This window comes from Paenibacillus sp. FSL H3-0302 (assembly GCF_037982245.1).
GTDB classification, from domain to species: Bacteria; Bacillota; Bacilli; order Paenibacillales; family Paenibacillaceae; genus Paenibacillus_AQ; species Paenibacillus_AQ odorifer.
Genome location: NZ_CP150284.1, coordinates 477,819 through 497,697, shown reverse-complemented (window position 1 = coordinate 497,697; position 19,879 = coordinate 477,819). Strand labels below are relative to the sequence as shown.

Annotated in this window: 18 protein-coding genes and 1 riboswitch; of the genes, 8 read left to right on the top strand and 10 right to left on the bottom strand. The window is 45.4% G+C overall.

Annotated elements, in window-relative coordinates:
* Nucleotides 1-72: 72 nt before the first annotated feature.
* Together MHH50_RS02210 and MHH50_RS02205 are read right to left on the bottom strand one after the other, a co-directional pair.
* Entirely contained in the window at nucleotides 73-2,115 is a 2,043-nt protein-coding gene (locus tag MHH50_RS02210; protein WP_254848740.1) for a methyl-accepting chemotaxis protein, read from the bottom strand.
* A 181-nt stretch (nucleotides 2,116-2,296) separates the two neighbouring features.
* The gene (locus MHH50_RS02205) at nucleotides 2,297-4,540 is read right to left on the bottom strand and encodes a heavy metal translocating P-type ATPase (RefSeq protein WP_340033894.1); all 2,244 of its coding nucleotides are present in this window, start codon (nucleotides 4,538-4,540) and stop codon (nucleotides 2,297-2,299) included.
* Nucleotides 4,541-4,804: 264 nt separating this feature from the next.
* Between MHH50_RS02205 and MHH50_RS02200 the strand changes: the two genes are divergently transcribed.
* Entirely contained in the window at nucleotides 4,805-5,566 is a 762-nt protein-coding gene (locus MHH50_RS02200) for a CPBP family intramembrane glutamic endopeptidase (RefSeq protein WP_076124584.1), read from the top strand.
* 452 nt (nucleotides 5,567-6,018) lie between these two features.
* Here MHH50_RS02200 and MHH50_RS02195 read toward each other — a convergent pair whose 3' ends face one another.
* The 7 genes from MHH50_RS02195 to MHH50_RS02165 form a co-directional block, all read right to left on the bottom strand.
* A complete protein-coding gene (locus tag MHH50_RS02195) occupies nucleotides 6,019-6,384 on the bottom strand; it encodes a metalloregulator ArsR/SmtB family transcription factor (RefSeq protein WP_036682656.1) in 366 nt (121 codons plus the stop codon).
* Between the two features lie 100 nt (nucleotides 6,385-6,484).
* The gene (locus tag MHH50_RS02190; protein ID WP_340034577.1) at nucleotides 6,485-7,216 is read right to left on the bottom strand and encodes an ABC transporter permease; all 732 of its coding nucleotides are present in this window, start codon (nucleotides 7,214-7,216) and stop codon (nucleotides 6,485-6,487) included.
* Between the two features lie 4 nt (nucleotides 7,217-7,220).
* Nucleotides 7,221-7,937 (bottom strand): ABC transporter permease, encoded by a 717-nt coding sequence (locus MHH50_RS02185; RefSeq protein ID WP_340033893.1) that lies wholly within the window; start codon nucleotides 7,935-7,937, stop codon nucleotides 7,221-7,223.
* The gene (locus MHH50_RS02180; protein WP_076307938.1) at nucleotides 7,934-8,845 is read right to left on the bottom strand and encodes an ABC transporter ATP-binding protein; all 912 of its coding nucleotides are present in this window, start codon (nucleotides 8,843-8,845) and stop codon (nucleotides 7,934-7,936) included. The genes MHH50_RS02185 and MHH50_RS02180 overlap by 4 nt, the downstream gene beginning before the upstream one ends.
* A gap of 70 nt (nucleotides 8,846-8,915) precedes the next feature.
* Nucleotides 8,916-10,343: a HAMP domain-containing sensor histidine kinase gene (locus MHH50_RS02175; RefSeq protein ID WP_076304327.1), complete on the bottom strand. Its 1,428-nt coding sequence runs from the start codon at nucleotides 10,341-10,343 to the stop codon at nucleotides 8,916-8,918.
* Entirely contained in the window at nucleotides 10,340-11,014 is a 675-nt protein-coding gene (locus tag MHH50_RS02170) for a response regulator transcription factor (RefSeq protein WP_038568445.1), read from the bottom strand. The genes MHH50_RS02175 and MHH50_RS02170 overlap by 4 nt, the downstream gene beginning before the upstream one ends.
* A gap of 119 nt (nucleotides 11,015-11,133) precedes the next feature.
* Nucleotides 11,134-11,553 (bottom strand): pyridoxamine 5'-phosphate oxidase family protein, encoded by a 420-nt coding sequence (locus tag MHH50_RS02165; protein WP_038568443.1) that lies wholly within the window; start codon nucleotides 11,551-11,553, stop codon nucleotides 11,134-11,136.
* A 160-nt stretch (nucleotides 11,554-11,713) separates the two neighbouring features.
* Here MHH50_RS02165 and MHH50_RS02160 point away from each other — a divergent pair, with 160 nt between their 5' ends.
* The 7 genes from MHH50_RS02160 to MHH50_RS02130 all read left to right on the top strand — a co-directional run bounded on the left by MHH50_RS02160 (nucleotide 11,714) and on the right by MHH50_RS02130 (nucleotide 18,557).
* Nucleotides 11,714-12,934: an MFS transporter gene (locus MHH50_RS02160; protein ID WP_076192749.1), complete on the top strand. Its 1,221-nt coding sequence runs from the start codon at nucleotides 11,714-11,716 to the stop codon at nucleotides 12,932-12,934.
* A 72-nt stretch (nucleotides 12,935-13,006) separates the two neighbouring features.
* Nucleotides 13,007-14,458 carry a hypothetical protein gene (locus MHH50_RS02155; protein WP_052096734.1) on the top strand — a complete coding sequence of 484 codons (1,452 nt, stop codon included), beginning with the start codon at nucleotides 13,007-13,009 and terminating at the stop codon, nucleotides 14,456-14,458.
* A gap of 158 nt (nucleotides 14,459-14,616) precedes the next feature.
* A riboswitch (TPP riboswitch) is annotated at nucleotides 14,617-14,727 on the top strand.
* A 161-nt stretch (nucleotides 14,728-14,888) separates the two neighbouring features.
* Nucleotides 14,889-15,938, top strand: coding sequence for an ABC transporter substrate-binding protein (locus MHH50_RS02150; protein ID WP_076124596.1), 1,050 nt, complete (start codon nucleotides 14,889-14,891; stop codon nucleotides 15,936-15,938).
* A 78-nt stretch (nucleotides 15,939-16,016) separates the two neighbouring features.
* Entirely contained in the window at nucleotides 16,017-16,310 is a 294-nt protein-coding gene (locus MHH50_RS02145; RefSeq protein ID WP_036682688.1) for an MTH1187 family thiamine-binding protein, read from the top strand.
* Complete coding sequence (locus MHH50_RS02140; RefSeq protein ID WP_036682669.1) at nucleotides 16,307-17,068, top strand: ABC transporter permease; 762 nt, start codon at nucleotides 16,307-16,309, stop codon at nucleotides 17,066-17,068. The genes MHH50_RS02145 and MHH50_RS02140 overlap by 4 nt, the downstream gene beginning before the upstream one ends.
* 34 nt (nucleotides 17,069-17,102) lie before the next feature.
* Nucleotides 17,103-17,936, top strand: coding sequence for an ABC transporter ATP-binding protein (locus tag MHH50_RS02135; protein ID WP_076124748.1), 834 nt, complete (start codon nucleotides 17,103-17,105; stop codon nucleotides 17,934-17,936).
* Between the two features lie 231 nt (nucleotides 17,937-18,167).
* Nucleotides 18,168-18,557, top strand: coding sequence for a hypothetical protein (locus MHH50_RS02130; RefSeq protein WP_340033892.1), 390 nt, complete (start codon nucleotides 18,168-18,170; stop codon nucleotides 18,555-18,557).
* A 502-nt stretch (nucleotides 18,558-19,059) separates the two neighbouring features.
* Here MHH50_RS02130 and MHH50_RS02125 read toward each other — a convergent pair.
* Nucleotides 19,060-19,809 carry a WecB/TagA/CpsF family glycosyltransferase gene (locus tag MHH50_RS02125; protein ID WP_076124599.1) on the bottom strand — a complete coding sequence of 250 codons (750 nt, stop codon included), beginning with the start codon at nucleotides 19,807-19,809 and terminating at the stop codon, nucleotides 19,060-19,062.
* Nucleotides 19,810-19,879 lie beyond the last annotated feature (70 nt).

The window sequence follows — 19,879 nt, the reverse complement described above, 5'->3', positions numbered from 1 at the left end:
TTGGTGAGATCACCCGCCAGCTCCCAGAGAGCGATTTTTTGTATTATTAGGAGATGAATCTCAGTTTATCTCCTACTTTTTAAACTTTTCGATTTCTTCTTTCAGCACAGACATCACTTCATTAAGTGATTCCGCGGAGGACACGACATCCTTCATAATCTCTGTCTGCTCCGCTGAAGCTAAGGACACCGCCTGAGCATTCTCAGCAGATTCTTTAGCTATTCCGAGCATATCGGATATAGAAGCCGTTATTTCTTCCGTGCCGGCTGACATCTCTTCATTAATTGCTGACACATCCTGTATTTGCGACGATACTTCACGGATCGAAGAACGGATATGATCAAAGGAAACACCGACGTTTTGCATTTTCCCCATTCCATCGCCAATTTCCTCAATACTCTTCTTCATGGAATCCGCTGCACTTGTTGTTGAAGACTGAATGCCGCCGATTAGCTCCACTATACTAATGATGGAACTGTTCGTCCGCTCTGCTAACTTTTTCACCTCATTCGCAACTACACCGAAGCCACGACCATGTTCTCCAGCTCTGGCAGCCTCAATAGAAGCATTCAAAGATAATAAGCTTGTCTGATTGGATATCTCAGAAATTACATCCACAATTTGTCCGATTTGTTCCGATTGCTCACTTAATTTCCCAATCATCTCGGCAGTCTGATTAGCTGTGGAACTGATAACAGCCATCTGTTGCAGTGTAGATTGAATTTCCAAATAACCACTCTCTACTTCTGAGTTGACTGTCTCAGCCTGATCTGATACCGCTGCAGAGGACTCAGCAATACGTTGCAAACCTACGGCCATCTCTTCCGTTGCTCTTGCGGATTGCTCGGACCCTCTAAATTGCTCTTCCATTCCTTGAGCTACTTCTTGGATAACTGTGGCAACCTCTGCTGAAGTATAGGACGAACGTTGAGCCGATTTCAGCATTCCTTCTGAGGAATAAGTAACCTCCACTACTGTTGTATCAATCTTGTTGACAATACCGGAGAGTGTCTCAATCATATCATTGATATTTTGACTCATCTCGCCGATCTCATCTCCGGACTGCACTTTAACCCTCTCATTCAGATGACCCTCTGCCACCTTTTTCATAGTCGAGGAAATTGCTTTAATGGGTCTAACGATAAGACGAGTAAGGTACAGTGAAACAAAAATTATGACAAGTATAACTGCCAGTAAGATGAACATTGCTGTTCTTTGTGCAGAGGTCACTTTAGCAAAAACCTCTTTCTCCGGCACTGTTACAAGAAGCTTCAGATCAGTATCTGGAATTGTCTTAAAGTATGTAATGACTTTCTTACCATCTTCGCCCTTATAAGTTTCGGACCCCTCTTTGTTGCTCAAAATCTTGTCAACGACCTTCTGAAGAGCCGGCTCTTTAGCGTAATCGGTAATTTTTTTGCCCATACGACTGACGTCTGGATATGTATAATACATGCCATCATTTGAGATTACATATCCAAATCCGGTATCCGCCATAGTAATTTCATTACTCATTTGGGCAAGAACTTCAGGAGTAATCGAGAAGACAATACCTCCCATAAATTGCTTATCCTTATCCATGACAGGAACTACGATTGGAATGATATATTTATCAAGCTGCTCCAGATAGGACATTTCCCCCAACACAGGCGCATGTGTTTCTTTCGCTTTCAAGAAATAGCTCGCATCTGCTACATTTGCGGTCATGTTCATCATATTGGTTAACTGGCCGTCTTTACTAATGACACTGTAACCTTCTGTCTCACTGTCACTTTCCTCCAGCACTTCTATCACAGGGAAGATACTTGCCGGATTTGTAAAATCGAACTCAGGATGCTGGGACACCAGATCCTTTACGGACGAGGTTTTGTTGGATAGCCACTCATCCATCCGGAATGTGTTCGTATTAATGGTGTCCTGCGCCATTTGCTCACTGTCTGTGCGTGTGACATTGCCGAAATAATCAAGTAAAAATATGGTCGCTACCATGAGCGGCACGATTGCAATAGCTAATATAACAGATGACCACTTAAGTTGAATTGACGTCGCTTTTCTCTTCGTTACATTTTTTCTCATTTTTTTCATCTTGTTTCCTTTCATTTCATTTTCATTCACGATGTAATAGCCTCCTCACTCCATTTGTTATAATATCTCCTGATGTGGATATATCTTCTATATCGGCAAAAATAGACAAATTCTTTGCTGGAGAATAAAAAAAATAAGCCCTAAGACCCTTAAAACCGGAATCCTAAAGCTTACTTTTGTTGAAATCATTTATTTAATACACCAAAGATTCTTAACCCTCGTCTTGCACTTTTAAAGCTCGAATACTGTTCAGTACGGCAAGTACGGTTACCCCTACATCTGAGAATACAGCCTCCCACATCGTGGCAATCCCAAATGCACCGAGCAGAAGGAATATAGCTTTTACACCTAAAGCAAAAATAATATTTTGCCATACGATGGCTCGAGTACGCTTGGCAATTCCGATAGCTACAGCAATCTTCGAAGGCTCATCGGTCATAATTACAATATCTGCTGCTTCAATGGCAGCGTCGGAACCAAGTCCTCCCATAGCGATCCCGACATCGGCTCTAGCCAGTACAGGAGTATCATTAATTCCGTCTCCGACAAAAATAATCTTCTCGCGTGGAGACTTATCACGATCCAGCTTCTCGATGGCCTCTACCTTATGCTGTGGTAAAAGCTCTGCGTGTACCTCATCTACCCCTAACTGCTTCCCTACATCTTCAGCTACGGCGGAAGCATCACCTGTCAGCATCACCGTCTTGCGTATTCCCAGCTTTTTGAGGCGCTGAATGGCCTGCAGTGAGTCCTCCTTCACTTCATCAGCGATCACCAGATAACCTTCATATTGATGATCTACCGCTATGTGAACAACTGTACCGCTCTGCTCTGGGACCTCATAAGCAATTCCCTCACGCTCCATCAGACGTGCGTTACCTGCAAATACGGTCTTGCCTTCGATAGTTACTTCGATACCATGACCAGAGATTTCATTGTAATTCGAGATAGCTTCCTTAGAAATCTGTTCACCATAAGCCGTCCGAATCGACTCAGCGATCGGGTGATTGGAATGGCTCTCCGCATAAGCGGCTGTCCGCAGTAATTCATCCTTAGATTTGCCACCCGACGGATAAATTCCTGTCACCTTAAACTGTCCCTTGGTCAACGTTCCCGTTTTATCAAAGACAACTACCTTCACATCATTTAGGGCTTCCAGGTAGTTACTTCCCTTAATCAGAATACCGCTGCTTGAAGCTGCACCAATCCCTCCGAAGAATCCCAGTGGAATCGAGACCACAAGCGCACAAGGACAAGAGATTACGAGGAATACAAGTGCACGGTAAATCCAATCCGAAAAAGTTGCACCACTGATCAGCAGTGGAGGAACGACGGCCAGCAGGACTGCTGTGATCACTACTACAGGCGTGTAGGCACGTGCAAATTTAGTAATAAAGTTCTCCGTTTTAGCTTTGTTGCTTGACGCATTCTGCACTAGCTCCAGTATTTTGGATACGGCCGATTCTCCAAAGGTCTGAGTAACTTGCACAGTAATTACGCCGTTCCGGTTAATAAAACCACTTAACACCGCACTTCCTGGACCAGCTGATCGTGGTACCGACTCTCCAGTAAGTGCAGATGTGTCCATCATGGCGTTACCTTCAAGTATTGTTCCGTCAAGGGGTACCTTCTCACCGGGTTTAACAACAATCAAATCTCCGATGGCTACTTCCTCAGGTGAGACCTTCTTCAGATCATTTCCAAGCTTGAGATAGGCAAACTCGGGGCGAATATCCATAAGTGCCGTAATAGATCGGCGTGAACGATTCACAGCCAGACCTTGGAACAGTTCTCCAATCTGGTAAAACAGCATTACTGCCACGCCCTCTGGATACTCACCAATCGCAAATGCACCGATAGTTGCCAGAGCCATCAGGAAATTCTCATCAAACACCTGGCCACGGATGATGTTCTTAACCGCCTGCCAGACAACTTCACCACCCACGATAAGATAGGCTGCCAAAAAGATCAGCAATTCAACTACTCCATTCACGGGCAGGAATATCCCAGCTAGAGCAAGAATTCCACCAGCGCCTAACCGCAGCAATATTTTGCGTGTATCACCTTCCCCGTGCTCGTGAGTATGACCATGACCTTCAGCATCCTCATGACCATGATGATGTCCAGCAGCTTGATGGCCGTGCTCATGACCATGCTCGTGATCATGCGTATGTTCATGAGCGCCACTATTGCGCGCCTTGTGATTGCCCCCAACCTTCTCTTTCACATTTACGTGGGGCTCAAGTGCCTTCACCGTCTTCTTCGCTTCTACAATCGCTGACTCCTCATACCCTGCGGCAGTTTCCAACGTCATTGTTTTTGTTACAAAATTAACGGAACAAGACGATACACCTTCAATCTTCTTCACCTTATCTTCAATTTTCATCGCGCAATTGGCGCAATCCAAGCCTTCTAATTCCCACTGACGTTTTAATTTTCCTTGCATTGTATCCATACGGCACATCTCCTCAAATAAAAACCATATATGAGCACTTGTTCATATGTTATCTTAGCCCTATTATATTCCCTTTATATTTCAAGGTCAATACGCGATATACACCATTTTTCTACATTATCTTAAAAATTAAATCAATTGACCTTTACGTGAAAATATGTAAAATCATGTATGACCCAAAGTAAGTTTCTTACATACGAATGACCCCATTATCAATGAAGCTCGATGGGCAAATGATTTACACAGAAGGGATGAATTTAGAACATGTCAAAGCTAGCCAAAACGTCTTCTTTTTCACAGAAACACCCTATTTGGAGCGTAGTTATTATCGAGGTGTTATTACTTGTAGCCGTAACTGCCGCCGGGGCTTACGCAACAATTAAGGAACTTGCGTACACCGCCCCTGTACTTATCTCCTTCATCCCAATCGCGCTTGTACTCATCATCTACTTTACAGTTAAGCGCAAATGGAGCACGCTTGGCTTCCGACCTCTAAACACCATATCCTCGGGCAACTGGATCTATTATGCCCCGCTAGTAGTGGTCCTGATTACCATATCCTTTAAGGGATTTCGTGAGATCAGTGCATCTGAGGTACTGTTCTTTATCTTCTTCACCCTGCTGGTCGCTTTTGTGGAGGAAAGTATCTATCGCGGTTTGATTTTTAAGACCTTGCTTCCTAAAGGGGCTAAAACAGCAGTGATCACTTCAAGTATTCTTTTCTCTATTACCCACTTACTTAATGCATTATCCAGCACAGATATCACACAAATTCTTCTACAACTCGTATATGCGCTTCTGATCGGTTTTGCGCTAGCCTTGTTGATGCTAAAAAATAATAATATTCTTCCGCTGATATCCTTTCACTTTATACATAATTTAATTCAGTTTGTGGGCAACGATAATACGAGTGAATACATGGGAATCGATCTATTTATCCTGCTAGTGCTTGCTGTGCAATGTGTCTGGCTAGTGTTGTCCTTTAGAAAACCAAACCTAACGAAGAACCTAAATCAAGCCAGCTAATAAGCTTAATCCTTACTTCGAAATACAAGGCTTCAGTGGATTTAAACGCATTGGTTAACCCCGACGCAGCCTGGTTTAATTGGGATGCTACTTAGTTTAGTTGAGATGTTACTTAGTTAAGCTGAGATGCCACTTAGCTTCATTAGAGCAATATTTGTCGCAAACCACACAGCTAACGGACCCAATTGACACTAAAAGCAGTATTATCCCCGGTTTAGCATATTATCGGACCCCATAGGCGCTATTGGCATGAAAAAGAGCAAAATAAGACCTCTTTCTAAAGAATAACTGCACTGAGGTCCGCAACTCTGCTCAAAAAGCGATTATTGTGCAAATAACGTCAGCTGGGTCCGTAAGCCGTAGTGGATGGTTGGGACTCGTCGGCATAATAAAAAGAGGGACTCCCAAAAGCCATTCAATGGCTGCTGGAGTCCCTCTTTTTTTGCAACTAGCTATTCGTGTCGGACATGCTCGTGGGTCTGCAAAAAGATCTGCTCCACATGCGCATCGTTCAGCGAATAGAATACCGTTTTCCCCTCTTTACGCCGCTTCACGATCCGTAGATTCCGTAAATAACGGAGCTGATGGGATATCGCAGATTGGCCCATATCAAGGATCACGGACAAATCATGTACACATAATTCTTGCTGTGACAAAGCGTAAATGAGCCGCACTCGTGTTGGATCACCCAACGCTTTGAACATTTCTGCCATTTTATCAGTAATCCCACGGTCTGGCAGGATCAATGCAATGGATTCCGGTTCAAGCTCTGAACCCTTGCATGTATTGTCGCAGTCCTCTAATGCCGTTGGTTCCATGCTCTCGCCCTCCTCCATCTTAGCTAATTATATTCTTTAATTATAAGAAAAACAGCACGGGATGTCCATTGAGGAGGAGTTTATAGCCTCTGATTGTGAATTAGACTGCTTTACGATAAAAGGAGATTAGTCCTGCGGCAAAAAAGACAATCAAGCTTCCTCCCACTATCATCATCAGTGTCTCTAAAGGCAGATTAAAGGCACCAAATCCGTCATCACCATAATGAATCATGGCCAACAACGGCTGTACCCAAGGATAATAGGGGCCGTAGGTTGAAGAATTAGCGATCAGTATATTGGGAATGGTCAGACTCACATTCAGCGCCAGCGGTGCGCCAAAACTGCTCCAGCTTTGCGAGATCGCCAGCTGCAATGCGGCGAGAGGTAGACAGGCTACAAAGCCGCCAAATACTGATTTTAGCAGTTGCGCCCAAGGGATTGGATCTGGAGCCCCTTGGAACAAGCCCATTCCCAGCACCATAACGAGGAACGTTATTTGCACAGCTGCCAGCAATCCGATGATCATCACATATTTTGAGAGATACACCGACAACCGGGTTACAGGCAGAGACAACAATAGCTTCCAACCACCGTCATGATGCTCATAACGACAGATCAGGGCCGCAAAAATGCCTGAAAGCACAGGCAGAAACAGCAAAGCATGCATCATTGACATCACACTTAACAGCAGCTCCCAAGACATCTTCTCACCTTGATTATCCGATAACAATCCGGGAACCAGTGATAAAACCGGACTTCCTATGACTAAAAGCCAAACATATGATTTAGACATTTTTAATCGCTCTGAGGACAATACTCTCCAAAATGACATCATCTTAATCCACATCCTTTCGAGCGAAATGCACTGCACCCGGCAAAAACACCAGCATTCCCAGCAGCAGACCCGCACCGCTGAACAAAAGGCGATTAGAAGAGTCCCACGCCAAATATGGCCATGTTAAAGGCACCCACGCCGAAAGGAACATGGAGAAAAATGACGTCAAAGATAATGTGATCCCCAGGGCAACTGGCAGTGTCTGATTACGATTAGCCATGGAAAGCCACAGCTGTAGCGCGATGACCGGCAGAGCCGCAATATAGGACATAAAGCCAATCCGCACTACATCCACATAAGGAATAAGATCCGCTTTGAAGCCCAAAATAAGCCCTAAAACAACTATCCCCACTGAGAGCAACAAGCAGGAAACTGCCACTAGCAGCAGACAGAGCATTAACTTAGCCATAAACACTGAGGTACGAGAGATAGGCAGTGCCAAGAGCTGCTTCCATGAACTCATCTGATGTTCGACATTTGCAATCAACGAGCATACTAAAGTGCCTCCCAGAAAAAGAGCTGTGGGCACAAACCCGGACACATTATCCAGAAGTCCTCCCCATAAATCCGCGCTATACTGTTGACGCAGATAATCATAACGAAGGCCAAAGTTAAGGCCCTGCATGGCTACTAGACCAATCGGTCCTAGAAACACTAGAAACCAAATTCCTTTGCCGCGGATTTTAAGCCAATCCGCTGACAACGCCCGCCACATCATGATTCCCCGCCTCCCACAACCTGTAGGAAGAAGTCCTCAAGCGATTGTCTCCGCTCCTCTACACGATAGACAGCGTGCCCATTCTCTACCAAAGCCTTGACTAGCAGCGCTACTCTTGCATCGTTCATTCTTGAAAAAATCAGTTTTTGCTCTTGTAGTGTCCCTTCATACCCCCGGCCTCCAGCGAGACGTAACGCAGACTCTGGTTCCGAAACCGCAAGGCGTATCTCGCCAGCAGCCTGTTGTTGCAGATTAGCTATTGTATCTTGGTATACCATTTGCCCTTGGCGAATAATACCCACGGTATCTGCCATTTGTTCAATTTCACTAAGCAGGTGACTGGATACTACAACCGTAATTCCTTGTTCCTGTGGCAAACGTTTGATAAGCCCACGAATTTCCTGAATCCCTGACGGGTCGAGTCCGTTCGTTGGCTCGTCCAGAATAAGCAGCTCTGGATTCCCTAGCAAGGCAGCTGCGATACCGAGTCTCTGCTTCATCCCGAGGGAGAACCCTTTGACCGGACGTCTCTCTTCCCCGGTTAGAGAAACAATATCTAGCACTTCAGCGATTCGTGACTTCGGAACATCCAGAATGCGGCGGATCGCTTCGAGATTGTCCACAGCACTCAGATGCCCATAATACGAGGGGGATTCGACAAGCGACCCTACCTTCCGTAAAATTTGCATCTTATTCTTCCGAAGATCCTGGCCGAACACTTCAATTTTTCCAGATGTCGGTGTAATTAGGCCAAGCAGCATACGGATTGTTGTAGTTTTCCCAGCTCCGTTAGGACCCAGAAAACCATAAATCTCTCCCTTACGGATATTTAAATTCAAATTTTCTACCGCAGCCCGGCCACGATATTTTTTCAATAAATCCTTAGTTTTAATCACTGTTTCTTCCATGTTCTTCACCTCGGTATACAGCATAACGTCCCAAGGTTAAGAACAAGGAAGTGCCAAGTTTAAGTTTTGTTTAAATTTCACGACGCGGATCAAAGATTACAATAGAAGTGCCTTTGCCTGTGCTCTCCACAACCCATTCCAGCTCCATATGCTTCATCAAAAGATCGACGATAGACAATCCCAAACCTGCCCCCTTGTAATCGGATGGACTCTGAATGCCTCGACCATGATCCGCAATAATTATGGCACGTTGTTCATTACGTTGCTCCGTTGAGATCCCGACATAATGCCCGCTGCTGGCATGTCGTACAATGTTTTGATACAAATTATCGAGAATACGGCGGAACCAGACCTCATCCACCCTCCAGAATAGCGGTTCGGCTTCCAGGTTAATATCAATATCGAAGCCCTCTTTTTCCCATACGGGGTACCAAGCAGCCGCACTTTCCCGTAACAAGCGTAAAACATCTTTACGTTCCAGCTTTAAGGTTACCCGTCCACTATTGAGCAGATTGTAAGATAAAAGATTCTCGATCAGGACGCTAAGATCCGCAATACGCTCATCCATAAGCTGTAAGGACTGCTTACCTTTTGAGGTCAGATCCTCTTTGGTCATAACATGGATATGGCTGCGAATGACGGTTAGGGGTGTGCGTAAATCGTGAGATAAATTCGAGACTAGACGCTTACGCAACTCTTCCTCTTCTATTTCCCTGCGTCGGCTTTCATCCAGTTTAGTTACCATCGTATTAAAAGCTTCCTCCAAGCGACCGATCTCGTCCAGTTTTCCTGTCACTATAGACTTAGGCATTCTATCCGGGCCTGTGATCGTCATCGCGGTTTGCAGTTGCAGCAGCCGTTTGCGAATTTTTCTAAAGAACATCCATGAAACCAGAGCGAACCCTCCAAAAAGGGTAAATAACACAAAGTTATACCAAGCCCAAGCCCCTAATCCCCCATAAGCCCCTTTGTTCAGCAGCTTGCTTGGAATTTGCATCACCATAAATCCCTTGTCTGCCTCCACTTTGTCCCCCACGAAAGCAACGATGGCTAAAGGATCACGATTCGTACTTTCTTTCATAAATGAAATAGCCTCAGCCGCAGTCCACTGATCAGGAACTTCAGGGTAAATCTTATCCTTATCCCCTTCTTCAGGCGTGAGAATCAACTGGGTTTTTCCCTGCCCGTCTACCCAAAACATAGTAGCCTCAGTGTATTTTCGACTCAATTCATGCAGCCGCTGATTTATGGCTTCCGAAGAGGCACTTTCTAAGTGAAGTGCCTCTTTATGCCACATAGTCTCCAGCGGTGCAATATTCGAATACAGGGATGTATCTACAGGCGAGGCACCTTTGGTCACTTCGTTAAGGATATTGTAGCCAACAAAAGACAACGGAAGGACCACAGGGATAAATAGCAGTGCAGATACGATAATTAGCAAATACCCTGATAACAAAGAGGAATTACGTTTCTTGCGAATGCGCTCTAATCCTCTCATGCTCTTACCCGGTAGCCGATCCCACGGACAGTTTCGATAATTTCCGGATTACCCGGATCAAGCTCCAGCTTTTCACGCAAATAACGAATATGTACCATCAGAGTTTTATCTCCTTCGATATAAGCCTCACCCCACACGGCCTCGTAGATCTGCTCCTTCGTCATAATTTGGTTAAGATGACGCAGCAAATAGGAAAAAATCTGAAATTGCTTACCTGTAAGCATGATTTCTTCCTGAGTCTGAGCATTCATCACGCGGTTATCCCCTTCATATACGACTAGATGTTTAAGTGTGAGTGAATCCTGAACCGATGCCCCATTCCTTCGGAGCAGCACCTCGATTCGAGCGGCCAATTCATCCGGATGAAAGGGCTTGGTCAAATAATCATCTGCGAACTCCAAACCTTGCAGCTTATCATCAATCGAGGTCCGGGCGGAGAGCATCAAAATGGGCAGCTTAGGGTAAGAACGTTTCAAACGTTGCCCGATCGTAAACCCGTCCAGACCTGGTAGCATAACATCGAGAATAGCCAGTTGGCAGGCGCCGGCTTCTTCCATCGCTCCTTCGCCGCTCCGTAACCAGCGGACACTATATCCTCTTTCGCTTAAATCAGCAGACACTACACTGCCAATTTCACGATCATCTTCAATATATAACAGAGTAACGCTCATGTAGCTTTAGCTCCTCCCCGATATGAATACCTAAAAAGTTGAAGTCATTATAACACATCAAACAGCCCTCCTACCCCATATGGGATAGGAGGGCTGTTTGATCAATTCAACGCTAAAGCTTACGGCTGCCATACTCCATGCTCTTTATTGCTGCCTACATACTCAATACGTGTTGGAGTAAGCTCCAGAATTACATAATTAGGATCATCAGGTCCTGTAAACCATGGCTCCAGCTCTTTATTCCATACCTTGGAGCGCAAGCCTTCATCCTTAGAGACGGTAGCAGTTGCTTCAATCTCCAGCACATCTTTGCTTCCGCCTGCCTCATAGCCGAGCAGTACAAAAGCATTCGGATTATCGGATAACTCCTCCACTTTATGAGTTTTGCGATTTGTAGCCAAATAAATTCTCAAACCCTCATGGAAAATGGCCATATAACGTACTTTCGGCTTATTTCCTTCTTCGATCGTACCAAAGGAACCGAACTTGTTGTCATCCAATGCCTTAATAATGAGTTGCTCCAGTTGTTTGTTATCCATTACGTAAATCTCTCCCTTCAAGCATGTAAACAAAAGTTTATATATCCAAGCTCACCGTTTGGATTTATCATAACAATGGTGCTTATTATAATGTACCCTTCAGGTTCACATTGAATCCGACCTTACTTCATAAACTACTTCAAGATAAGGAGCTTACTTCGTGAAAAAACTGATTTGGATCGGCTGTCTTTCCTACTTCGTTATCGGTCTGGCACATGTTGTGCTGGGATCTATTCTGCCCGTTCTACTGCAACATTATGATCAAAATTATAGTGCTGGCGGTGAATTAATCTTTAGTCAATTCGCTGGTTTTTTAGCAGGCGTGTTGGTCTCTCCCCTGCTTAATCGCCGCTTCGGTAAACGTGGAGGCATCCTCATTGCCACCAGTCTTCTACTAGTTGCAGAAATTGCCTACGCCTTTCTACCACCTTGGGGCTGGATGTATGTTATCGCTGTTGCCGCAGGTTTTGGTTTCGGGATGATCGAAGCGGTTATCGGCACCATTATTATTGGTGCTGTAACCGAAGGAACTGCTATTGCAATGAGCCGGCTTGAAGTGCTATTCGGGATAGGCGCACTCGTGATGCCGCTTATCGCCAGTCCACTCATTGCTGCCGGAGCGTGGAGATTGGCCTTTCTAATCGTCGCTGCCTTCTCCTTAATTTCTCTTATCCTCTGGACAAGAGGGCATTTCGGTAATCTACAACGAATGCTGGATGAACGTGCCTCTGTCCAAGGAGCAGACAATTCGCAATCCTCAAGCTCACGTTCTAACAAAAAATTTCCGTATAAAGGTAAGCAATGGATTCTGTTAGGGATCTTCATCGTTTTCTTTTTTCTTTATGTAGGCACAGAGATGAGTTTAGTCAACTTTATGCCGGCTATCTTTATTGCCAAGCTAGGGATGACGGAGTCTGCCGCAGCACTGACAGTCACTTTCTTTTGGCTGGCGATGTCTACAGGAAGATTGTTTGCGGGTGTAATTGCCGAAAAAATATCTTACCGCGTGTACATTCTCAGCAGCTGTTTACTTACCTTGTTACTGCTGACACTCTTTCCGTTCACTGACAATCGAATGGCTGCTTTCATTGTAATTCTGCTGCTGGGGCTGTTTATGTCCGGTATTTTCTCCATTGCTTTAGTCTTCTCCAGCAAAATGCTGCCTGGCACCGAAGAGTCAACACCCAGCATTATGATTGCTTCCGGAGGTGTTGGCGGTGCTTTGCTACCTCTGTTTATGGGCTGGTCTATGGACCATTTAGAAGTGGCACAAACAGCCGGATTACTCGCCGCTTTTGCCGCCTTCTTGTTTCTGCTAAGCATTGCCGCATGGAGGTTCCAGTCCATGCAAGCGGTGAAAGGAAAGAGTTCCCGTATTTAGAACAGTATCAACGTTATCCTTTTAGGGTAATGTGATCTATAAGCATATTCTGAGCACAAGGATGGACGATGAATGAATGAGTCTTCAACTGAGCCTTTGTTACATACTGCGCTCATGCAGTTTATATTTCCCTTTTCTATAAAAAAGGGCGATTCTAAGCAGCTTATCCAGCAATTACAGGATGACGGCTTCACACGTTTTTTTCTGGATAATAAAGAGCTTGAAGCTGCCTACTACGGAGATGGCTACTGTGTTTCCCATGAACGAATGGAGCGCACCTATTTACCGTTTGCTGCACATGTCCTTTTTCCACGCAGGAAGGATGCCGACTCGTTTCGCCGTTTTTCCAGAGTAAATAATCTCGACTGCATTCTGGAGATTCCGCAGCAATCTATATTTTTCAAAATTCTCTCGACGGATATATTCATATGTCCTTTTCAGCTTGGATTCGTGACGATACGTGTCCAGCTGGAGGGGGATTCAATTCCCTTTAGTATTGCCCTAGAATTCGCGGATCGTTTCCGTGCGCTAGAGAATACCTTCATACAGGATGATTACACTTATATTCATTGCGGGGAACAGACCTATGAGATGGTAGAGGATTTTGTCTTCCGAAATTTGGTGGATGGACTGGAGCCATATCTGGATCAATCGGATATCAATGGGGCTTATTTCGAGACCCTTCCTTTTTTCGTAGATGAAAGAATGCAGGTGCAAGCTTTTTATGGCTTTCAGAATGAAGAAAGCTCTGATGAGATTAGTGTAAATCTGCGCTATCGTGCCTCACAGCTTGATGGAATTGATCTAAACGGAAAGCCCTATGCCAGTGCCAGCGATCCAGCATATATTGCGAACTATTGTCATGAACACTCCTATAATCGCTGGGGTCCAGACACGTATTATATGATGAATGAGCAGACCTTTTGCTGCATGACCCGCGCTGAACAGGAGATTGCTGTTAGTCTAGCCAACCAGATGTACGGGCAATATTATTACGGATTTTTACTCAATATTTTCCACAAAATCGTTCTGCTAAAGCTAGCCAATATGCACTCCCGACTTCGGATTAATCATGATTATGAGGAAATAGACAATCTAATCTACTCCATTAATAAGTTCTCGGCAAAGTTCTACTTCTTGGAGTTGATTTCCCAGTCGCAGGGCCGGGAGATATTTCTTCAGCTGCGTAAAGTATACGGAAACGATGCTTTGTTCGAGGAAGTGAAAGAAACCTTAAATGACCTGTTTCAGTATCAGGATAAGTTTCAATCCAAGCGACGGGATAATCTGCTGATGATTCTTACTGTATTTACGGTAGTAAGCGGGATTTACGGCATGAATCAGGTCATTGACGATCTGGATGGAAAGATTCAATGGAGTAAAATGATTGGTTATTCTCCCTTTGAATTTCTTGCCCTCTTCGTGATCATGAGCGGGATTCTGATCAGCGTTGTCCTCACGCTAGGGGCGCTGGTTAGTGAGCTTAAACGGCGTCACCGCAAGAAATATAAAGATCTAGACTAGCAAAAAAGAAACTACTGGATTGGAAAAATTCAGGAGTGCACTACTAGACATTCCGAGTACAGCCGTCTATAATACACCGTATGCGAGAAATATAAGATATAAAGTATGGGTACAAAACTTATGCTTACTTATATTGCACATAGAAATACCCGTTAACTTCATAGAACCAGGGGTGCTGGAATTGGCCGGCTGAGATTGTATCCCACAAGATACTGACCCTTATACCTGATCTGGATAATGCCAGCGTAGGAATCGCCAATTGGTTCTGGTCCCTGTGACCTTAACTAACCTTGCGCCAAGCCAGCGTCCCGATCACTCGGGGCGCTTTTTTTGTAAGATCACTAAAAGATGTAGAAAAACGTACATACTACACTTTACGGTTCATGTTGTGAAGACGGGATTCTTGTAACCTTAAAGGAGAGAAGAAGACATGCACCTTAAAAAAGCACTTACGTTGTGCCTCACCTGTGTACTCATTCTTGCCATTGCCGGATGCGGCAGCAACAATGGGAATACAGCCGGAAACAAAGCAAATGCTACTGATCCAACTGCTGCGGCTGGGACGGATGCTCCAAAAGAGCTCACCAAAGTTAAAGTCGCACTCGACTGGACACCGAACACAAATCATACCGGTCTATACGTAGCTAAGGATCTTGGTTACTACGCTGAAGAAGGTCTGGACGTCGAGATCGTTCAGCCAGGCGCAGCGGGTTCTGATACTATGGTTACTTCTGGCGAAGCCGCATTTGGCATCAGCGCCCAAGAAGGATTAACACTAGCCCGTCTACAAGGCGTACCCCTTGTCTCGATAGCAGCTATTATTCAGCATAATACGTCGGGATTCGCTGCTCCAGTAGATCGCAATATTAAATCACCAAAGGATTTTGAAGGTAAAACCTACGGAGGCTGGGGCTCACCGGCCGAAGAAGCAGCCATGAAAGCTATCATGGATCCTGAAGGTGGCGATGTGAAAAAGGTGAAGCTGATCAGTATCGGTGAAGCTGATTATTTTACCGCCGTCAAACGTGACATTGATTTCGCCTGGATTTTCTACGCTTGGACTGGTGTTGAGGCTGAGTTACGTGGCGAGCCATTGGATATGCTGTACTTAAAGGATTATGCGCCGCAGCTCGATTATTACACGCCTGTGCTGACGACGAGTGAGAAGCAAATTGCAGATCATCCTGATCTGGTGAAGGCCTTCATGAAAGCCACATCAAAAGGTTATCAATATGCCATAGATCATCCGGAAGAGGCTGCCGGTATGTTATCGAAGGCCGTTCCTGACCTGGACGCCGACCTTGTCCTAGCTAGCCAAAAATGGCTTAGCCCAAAATACAAGGACGATGCTGCCCGCTGGGGCGAGCAAAAAACCGAGGTCTGGCAAAATTACGGCGACTGGATGTATGATCTGAAGTTGCTGGATAAACCGCTGGATGCTGCTAGTGCATTCAGTAATGATTTTTTACCGGCGGAGTAAACAACAATTGTAATGAATTACTTCGTTATCAAAGTTGGCTTTTTGAACTTACCTTATAAAATGAGAGGATTGATTATTGTGGCTAACACCCTACTAAGCATTCAAGTAATTCCAAAAACTCCGAACAACGAGGATTCCATCCCATACGTAGATAAAGCGATTGAGGTCATTCAGAAATCCGGTGTTAAACATCAAGTGAATCCGCTGGAAACCACAATGGAAGGTGAGCTTAGCGAGCTGCTGGAGGTTGTGCGTCAGATGCAGGAGGCGTTGATCGAAGCAGGCAGTCCAAGCGTAATTTCGCAGATCAAAATCGCTCATAATCCTAACGGAATCAGCATGGATAAATTGACGGAGAAATATCGGCCGTGAGATCGACCTGGAAGCTAATATGGCCGCCCCTTGTGGCGGTCGTCTTCTTTTTAACCGTATGGCAGCTATCTGTATCTGTATTTCATATTGAATCCTGGATTCTGCCGAGTCCTGCTGATATTGCTCGTGAATCCACCAGTAACGCTTCTGGTCTTTGGGCTCATACGATGGCTACGCTGCGGCTCACTTTAATTGGTTTTCCCATTGGTACGGGGGTAGGCCTGATCGTTGCTTTGCTTTTGCATCTTTTGCCTTGGGCTAGACGGGCTTTTTATCCACTTATTATTCTGAGTCAAAATGTTCCCTCCATCGCGCTCGGACCCCTGCTCATTATCTGGTTCGGCTTTGGTCTTTTGCCCAAAATCGTGCTGATTACACTAGTATGTTTCTTCCCGGTAGCTGTCGCTGCGATGGGCGGTCTGGCCCAAAGTGATCAGGTCATGATGAATTATATGAAAATGGCTGGCGCAAGCAAGTGGCAAATTTTCACCAAGCTGGAGCTGCCCTCTTCTATCCCGGCACTATTTTCCGGCGTAAAAATATCTGCTACTTATGCGGTTATGGGCGCCGTGGTCGCTGAATGGATTGGCGCGGATAAAGGTATTGGCTATTATATGCTTCTGCAGAAATCCGCATATCGTACGGATCGGATGTTTGTTGCTATTGTTATTATTGTACTTTTAAGTCTTGTACTCTTTGCTATTATTGCATTGCTGGAAAAATGGCTGGTTCGCTGGAAGCCGCGCCGTAACTCATAGAAAGGAAGATGCCTGTATGTCTCAAGCGACGCAAATGCAACACAGAACAACAGAAGTCATAAGCTCTCCTGAAGCTCATACCGTGGCACCCGCCCTTGAAGTGAGCGGCATCTCCAAATCTTTTTCCCATCGTCGCCGTGAGACGAACGTTCTGAATAATGTCTCTCTCAAGGTAGAGCAACAAGAGTTCGTTTCGATCGTTGGTCCTTCCGGCTGCGGAAAAAGCACCTTATTCCATATGATTGGCGGCCTTGTGAAACCCGATGCAGGCACGATCCGCATGAACGGTAAGGTCGTTACAGGTCAACGCGGTGAAATTAGTTATATGCCGCAGCAGCCTGCTCTTTTTCCTTGGCGTACGATTGAGGATAATGTGCTGCTTGCTGGGGAGATCAAGGGCGCACTGCGGGATGGAGCCCGCGAGGAAGCGCGCCAGTGGCTTGCCAAGGTTGGGTTAAGCGGGTTCGAACATGCTTATCCGCATATGCTGTCTGGCGGGATGCAGCAGCGTGCAGCTTTTCTCAGAGCATTGCTCGCTCCGCAGGAGCTAATGTTGCTGGATGAACCTTTCAGCGCACTGGATGCACTAACTCGCAGTGAAATGCAGCGCTGGCTACTTGAGCTGTGGGAAGAGAATCGCCGCTCTGTGCTGTTCATCACTCACAACATCGAAGAAGCGTTGCTGCTCTCTAATCGTATCTATGTATTTTCCGGTCGCCCCGGCTCCATTCTGCATACAGTCGATGTGCCGTTTCCGCGGCCACGCCGTGATGAGATTACGGACTCTCCCGAGTTCCTTAAGCTCAAACGCCAGTTGTCACAGTGGATGCGAGAGGAACAAGCTAAAAATAGGCAGCCGCTAGCTTAATCGCTAAGCTCTGTAAACTGATATCGCTGGTATAGCGGTGTCAGTTTTTTTATTTTGCAGCGATAAACTCCTACCCTATTTTCAATTAACGCGGATGTATCTGCTCAATTAAACAAATTTCACTCATCATAGTAGGGATCACATTAAATGTGTGACGAAAACCGACTCCCTGTTGGTAATGGATAGTAACCGAGCGGGCTGGGGACATTCTACGGGATTTATACCGTTGATTTGCTGCTTCGGGCCGGATTTGGCTCATTCTGCGGGATTTATACCGTTGATTTGCTGCTTCGGGCCGGACTCGGCTCATTCTACGGGATTTATACCGTTGATTCACTTCGTCGGGCCGGATTCGGCTCATTCTGCGGGATTTATACCGTTGATTTGATTCGTCGGACCGGACTCGGCTCATTCTGCGGGATTTATACCGTTGATTTGCTGCTTCAGGCCGGACTCGGCTCATTCTGCGGGATTTATACCGTTGATTTGTTTCGTCGGGCCGGATTCGGCTCATTCTGCGGGATTTATACCGTTGATTTGTTTCGTCGGGCCGGATTCGGCTCAGTCTACGGGATTTATAACGCTGATTTGATTCGTCGGGCTGAATTGCACCCGATCTAGGGCATTTTTGCCTTTCTTTTGCCTCTTTAGGCTGAATCGCACCGATTCTAGGGCATTTTTGTCTTACTTTTGCTACTTCGGGTTGAATTGCACCCGATCTAGGGCATTTTTGCCTTTCTTTTGCCACTTCGGGTTGTATTGCACCCGATCTAGGGCATTTTTGCCTTCTATTTCCCACTTCGGGCGGAATTCCAGTGACTCAGGGGCATTTTTGCCCTTATTGTTCCTCTTTAGCTTTTAGTTTGAATTAAATACGAGACTATGGCATCAACCAGAATCGGTGTTGTTTATTATTATTAATTTGTTTAAAGGTCACAGCTATAGTCGCACTTACATTCTACTCACTACTCTTACACATACTCCCACTACTCACTTTTACTCCTACTCCTTACCTCAATCCCAATACTTACCCCTGCTCCTTACTTCCTACACTCACATCTGCCCCCTCCTCCTCTCCCACCAACCGAACCTAAAAAAGGCCCCCATAAACGAGGCCTTTTCTTCATTTCCTAATCATAGCTCGGAACACGAATTTGGGCAGTACTGCCTGTCTGCGCCATCGCGACTTTTGTCCCTTCGCAACGGGAGCGAACAAAAGTCGATGCAACCACTCCAGATTGAGTTTTTTCCATAGCGCTGGTGCAGGAGTAACTTTTCCCGCTATTACATCTAAGCTGCCCCCCACGCCAAAAACAACTTTTACCTGCGTAAGCTCCTGTTTGTGCTTATATACCCATTTGTCAGAGTATGGCGCACCCATCGCAACGATCAGGAAATCTGGCTGTGCGCGCTGTATTTCTGCTACAATGGCAGGCTCCTCTTCCTTGGTAAGAAAACCATTATGTCTTCCTGCAATCTTCACATTCGGATATAACTCCGTGATCTTTTCGACCGCTCTACAGCTGGTAAGCTCATCTGTTCCCAAGAAATAAAAACTCCAGCCCAAGCTATTTCCTTGCTCCAAAAGCTCAAGAAGCAGCTCATATCCAGTTACCCTCTCAGCAATAGGATCGCCTTTTCTTTTTGATGCCATCACAATGCCAATCCCGTCAGGAGTGATTAAATCCGCTTCTTGAAGTATGGTTCGTAGCAGCTCGTCCGATTGACTTGTTATCGTAATTTCCGGGTTAGCCGTGATCAAATGGAAAAGTTTCGATTCCCCAGATTGAATATGTTTTGTTAGATGAAGTGTTGTCTCATGTAGTGTTAGTTTTGAAAAGGGAACTCCTAATATTGAAACTGTCCCGTCCATATAATCACCTCTCACTAAAATTCCACTTCAATATACCTTACCATAATCAAGAGGAGGAAGGGGAGTCATT

Coding starts and splice junctions, on each gene's coding strand:
- MHH50_RS02205 (WP_340033894.1), bottom strand. CDS start 4,540: ATGGATACAATGCAAGGAAAATTAAAACGTCAGTGGGAATTAGAAGGC.
- MHH50_RS02200 (WP_076124584.1), top strand. CDS start 4,805: ATGTCAAAGCTAGCCAAAACGTCTTCTTTTTCACAGAAACACCCTATT.
- MHH50_RS02195 (WP_036682656.1), bottom strand. CDS start 6,384: ATGGAACCAACGGCATTAGAGGACTGCGACAATACATGCAAGGGTTCA.
- MHH50_RS02190 (WP_340034577.1), bottom strand. CDS start 7,216: ATGTCATTTTGGAGAGTATTGTCCTCAGAGCGATTAAAAATGTCTAAA.
- MHH50_RS02185 (WP_340033893.1), bottom strand. CDS start 7,937: ATGATGTGGCGGGCGTTGTCAGCGGATTGGCTTAAAATCCGCGGCAAA.
- MHH50_RS02180 (WP_076307938.1), bottom strand. CDS start 8,845: ATGGAAGAAACAGTGATTAAAACTAAGGATTTATTGAAAAAATATCGT.
- MHH50_RS02175 (WP_076304327.1), bottom strand. CDS start 10,343: ATGAGAGGATTAGAGCGCATTCGCAAGAAACGTAATTCCTCTTTGTTA.
- MHH50_RS02170 (WP_038568445.1), bottom strand. CDS start 11,014: ATGAGCGTTACTCTGTTATATATTGAAGATGATCGTGAAATTGGCAGT.
- MHH50_RS02165 (WP_038568443.1), bottom strand. CDS start 11,553: ATGGATAACAAACAACTGGAGCAACTCATTATTAAGGCATTGGATGAC.
- MHH50_RS02155 (WP_052096734.1), top strand. CDS start 13,007: ATGAATGAGTCTTCAACTGAGCCTTTGTTACATACTGCGCTCATGCAG.
- MHH50_RS02150 (WP_076124596.1), top strand. CDS start 14,889: ATGCACCTTAAAAAAGCACTTACGTTGTGCCTCACCTGTGTACTCATT.
- MHH50_RS02135 (WP_076124748.1), top strand. CDS start 17,103: ATGCAACACAGAACAACAGAAGTCATAAGCTCTCCTGAAGCTCATACC.
- MHH50_RS02125 (WP_076124599.1), bottom strand. CDS start 19,809: ATGGACGGGACAGTTTCAATATTAGGAGTTCCCTTTTCAAAACTAACA.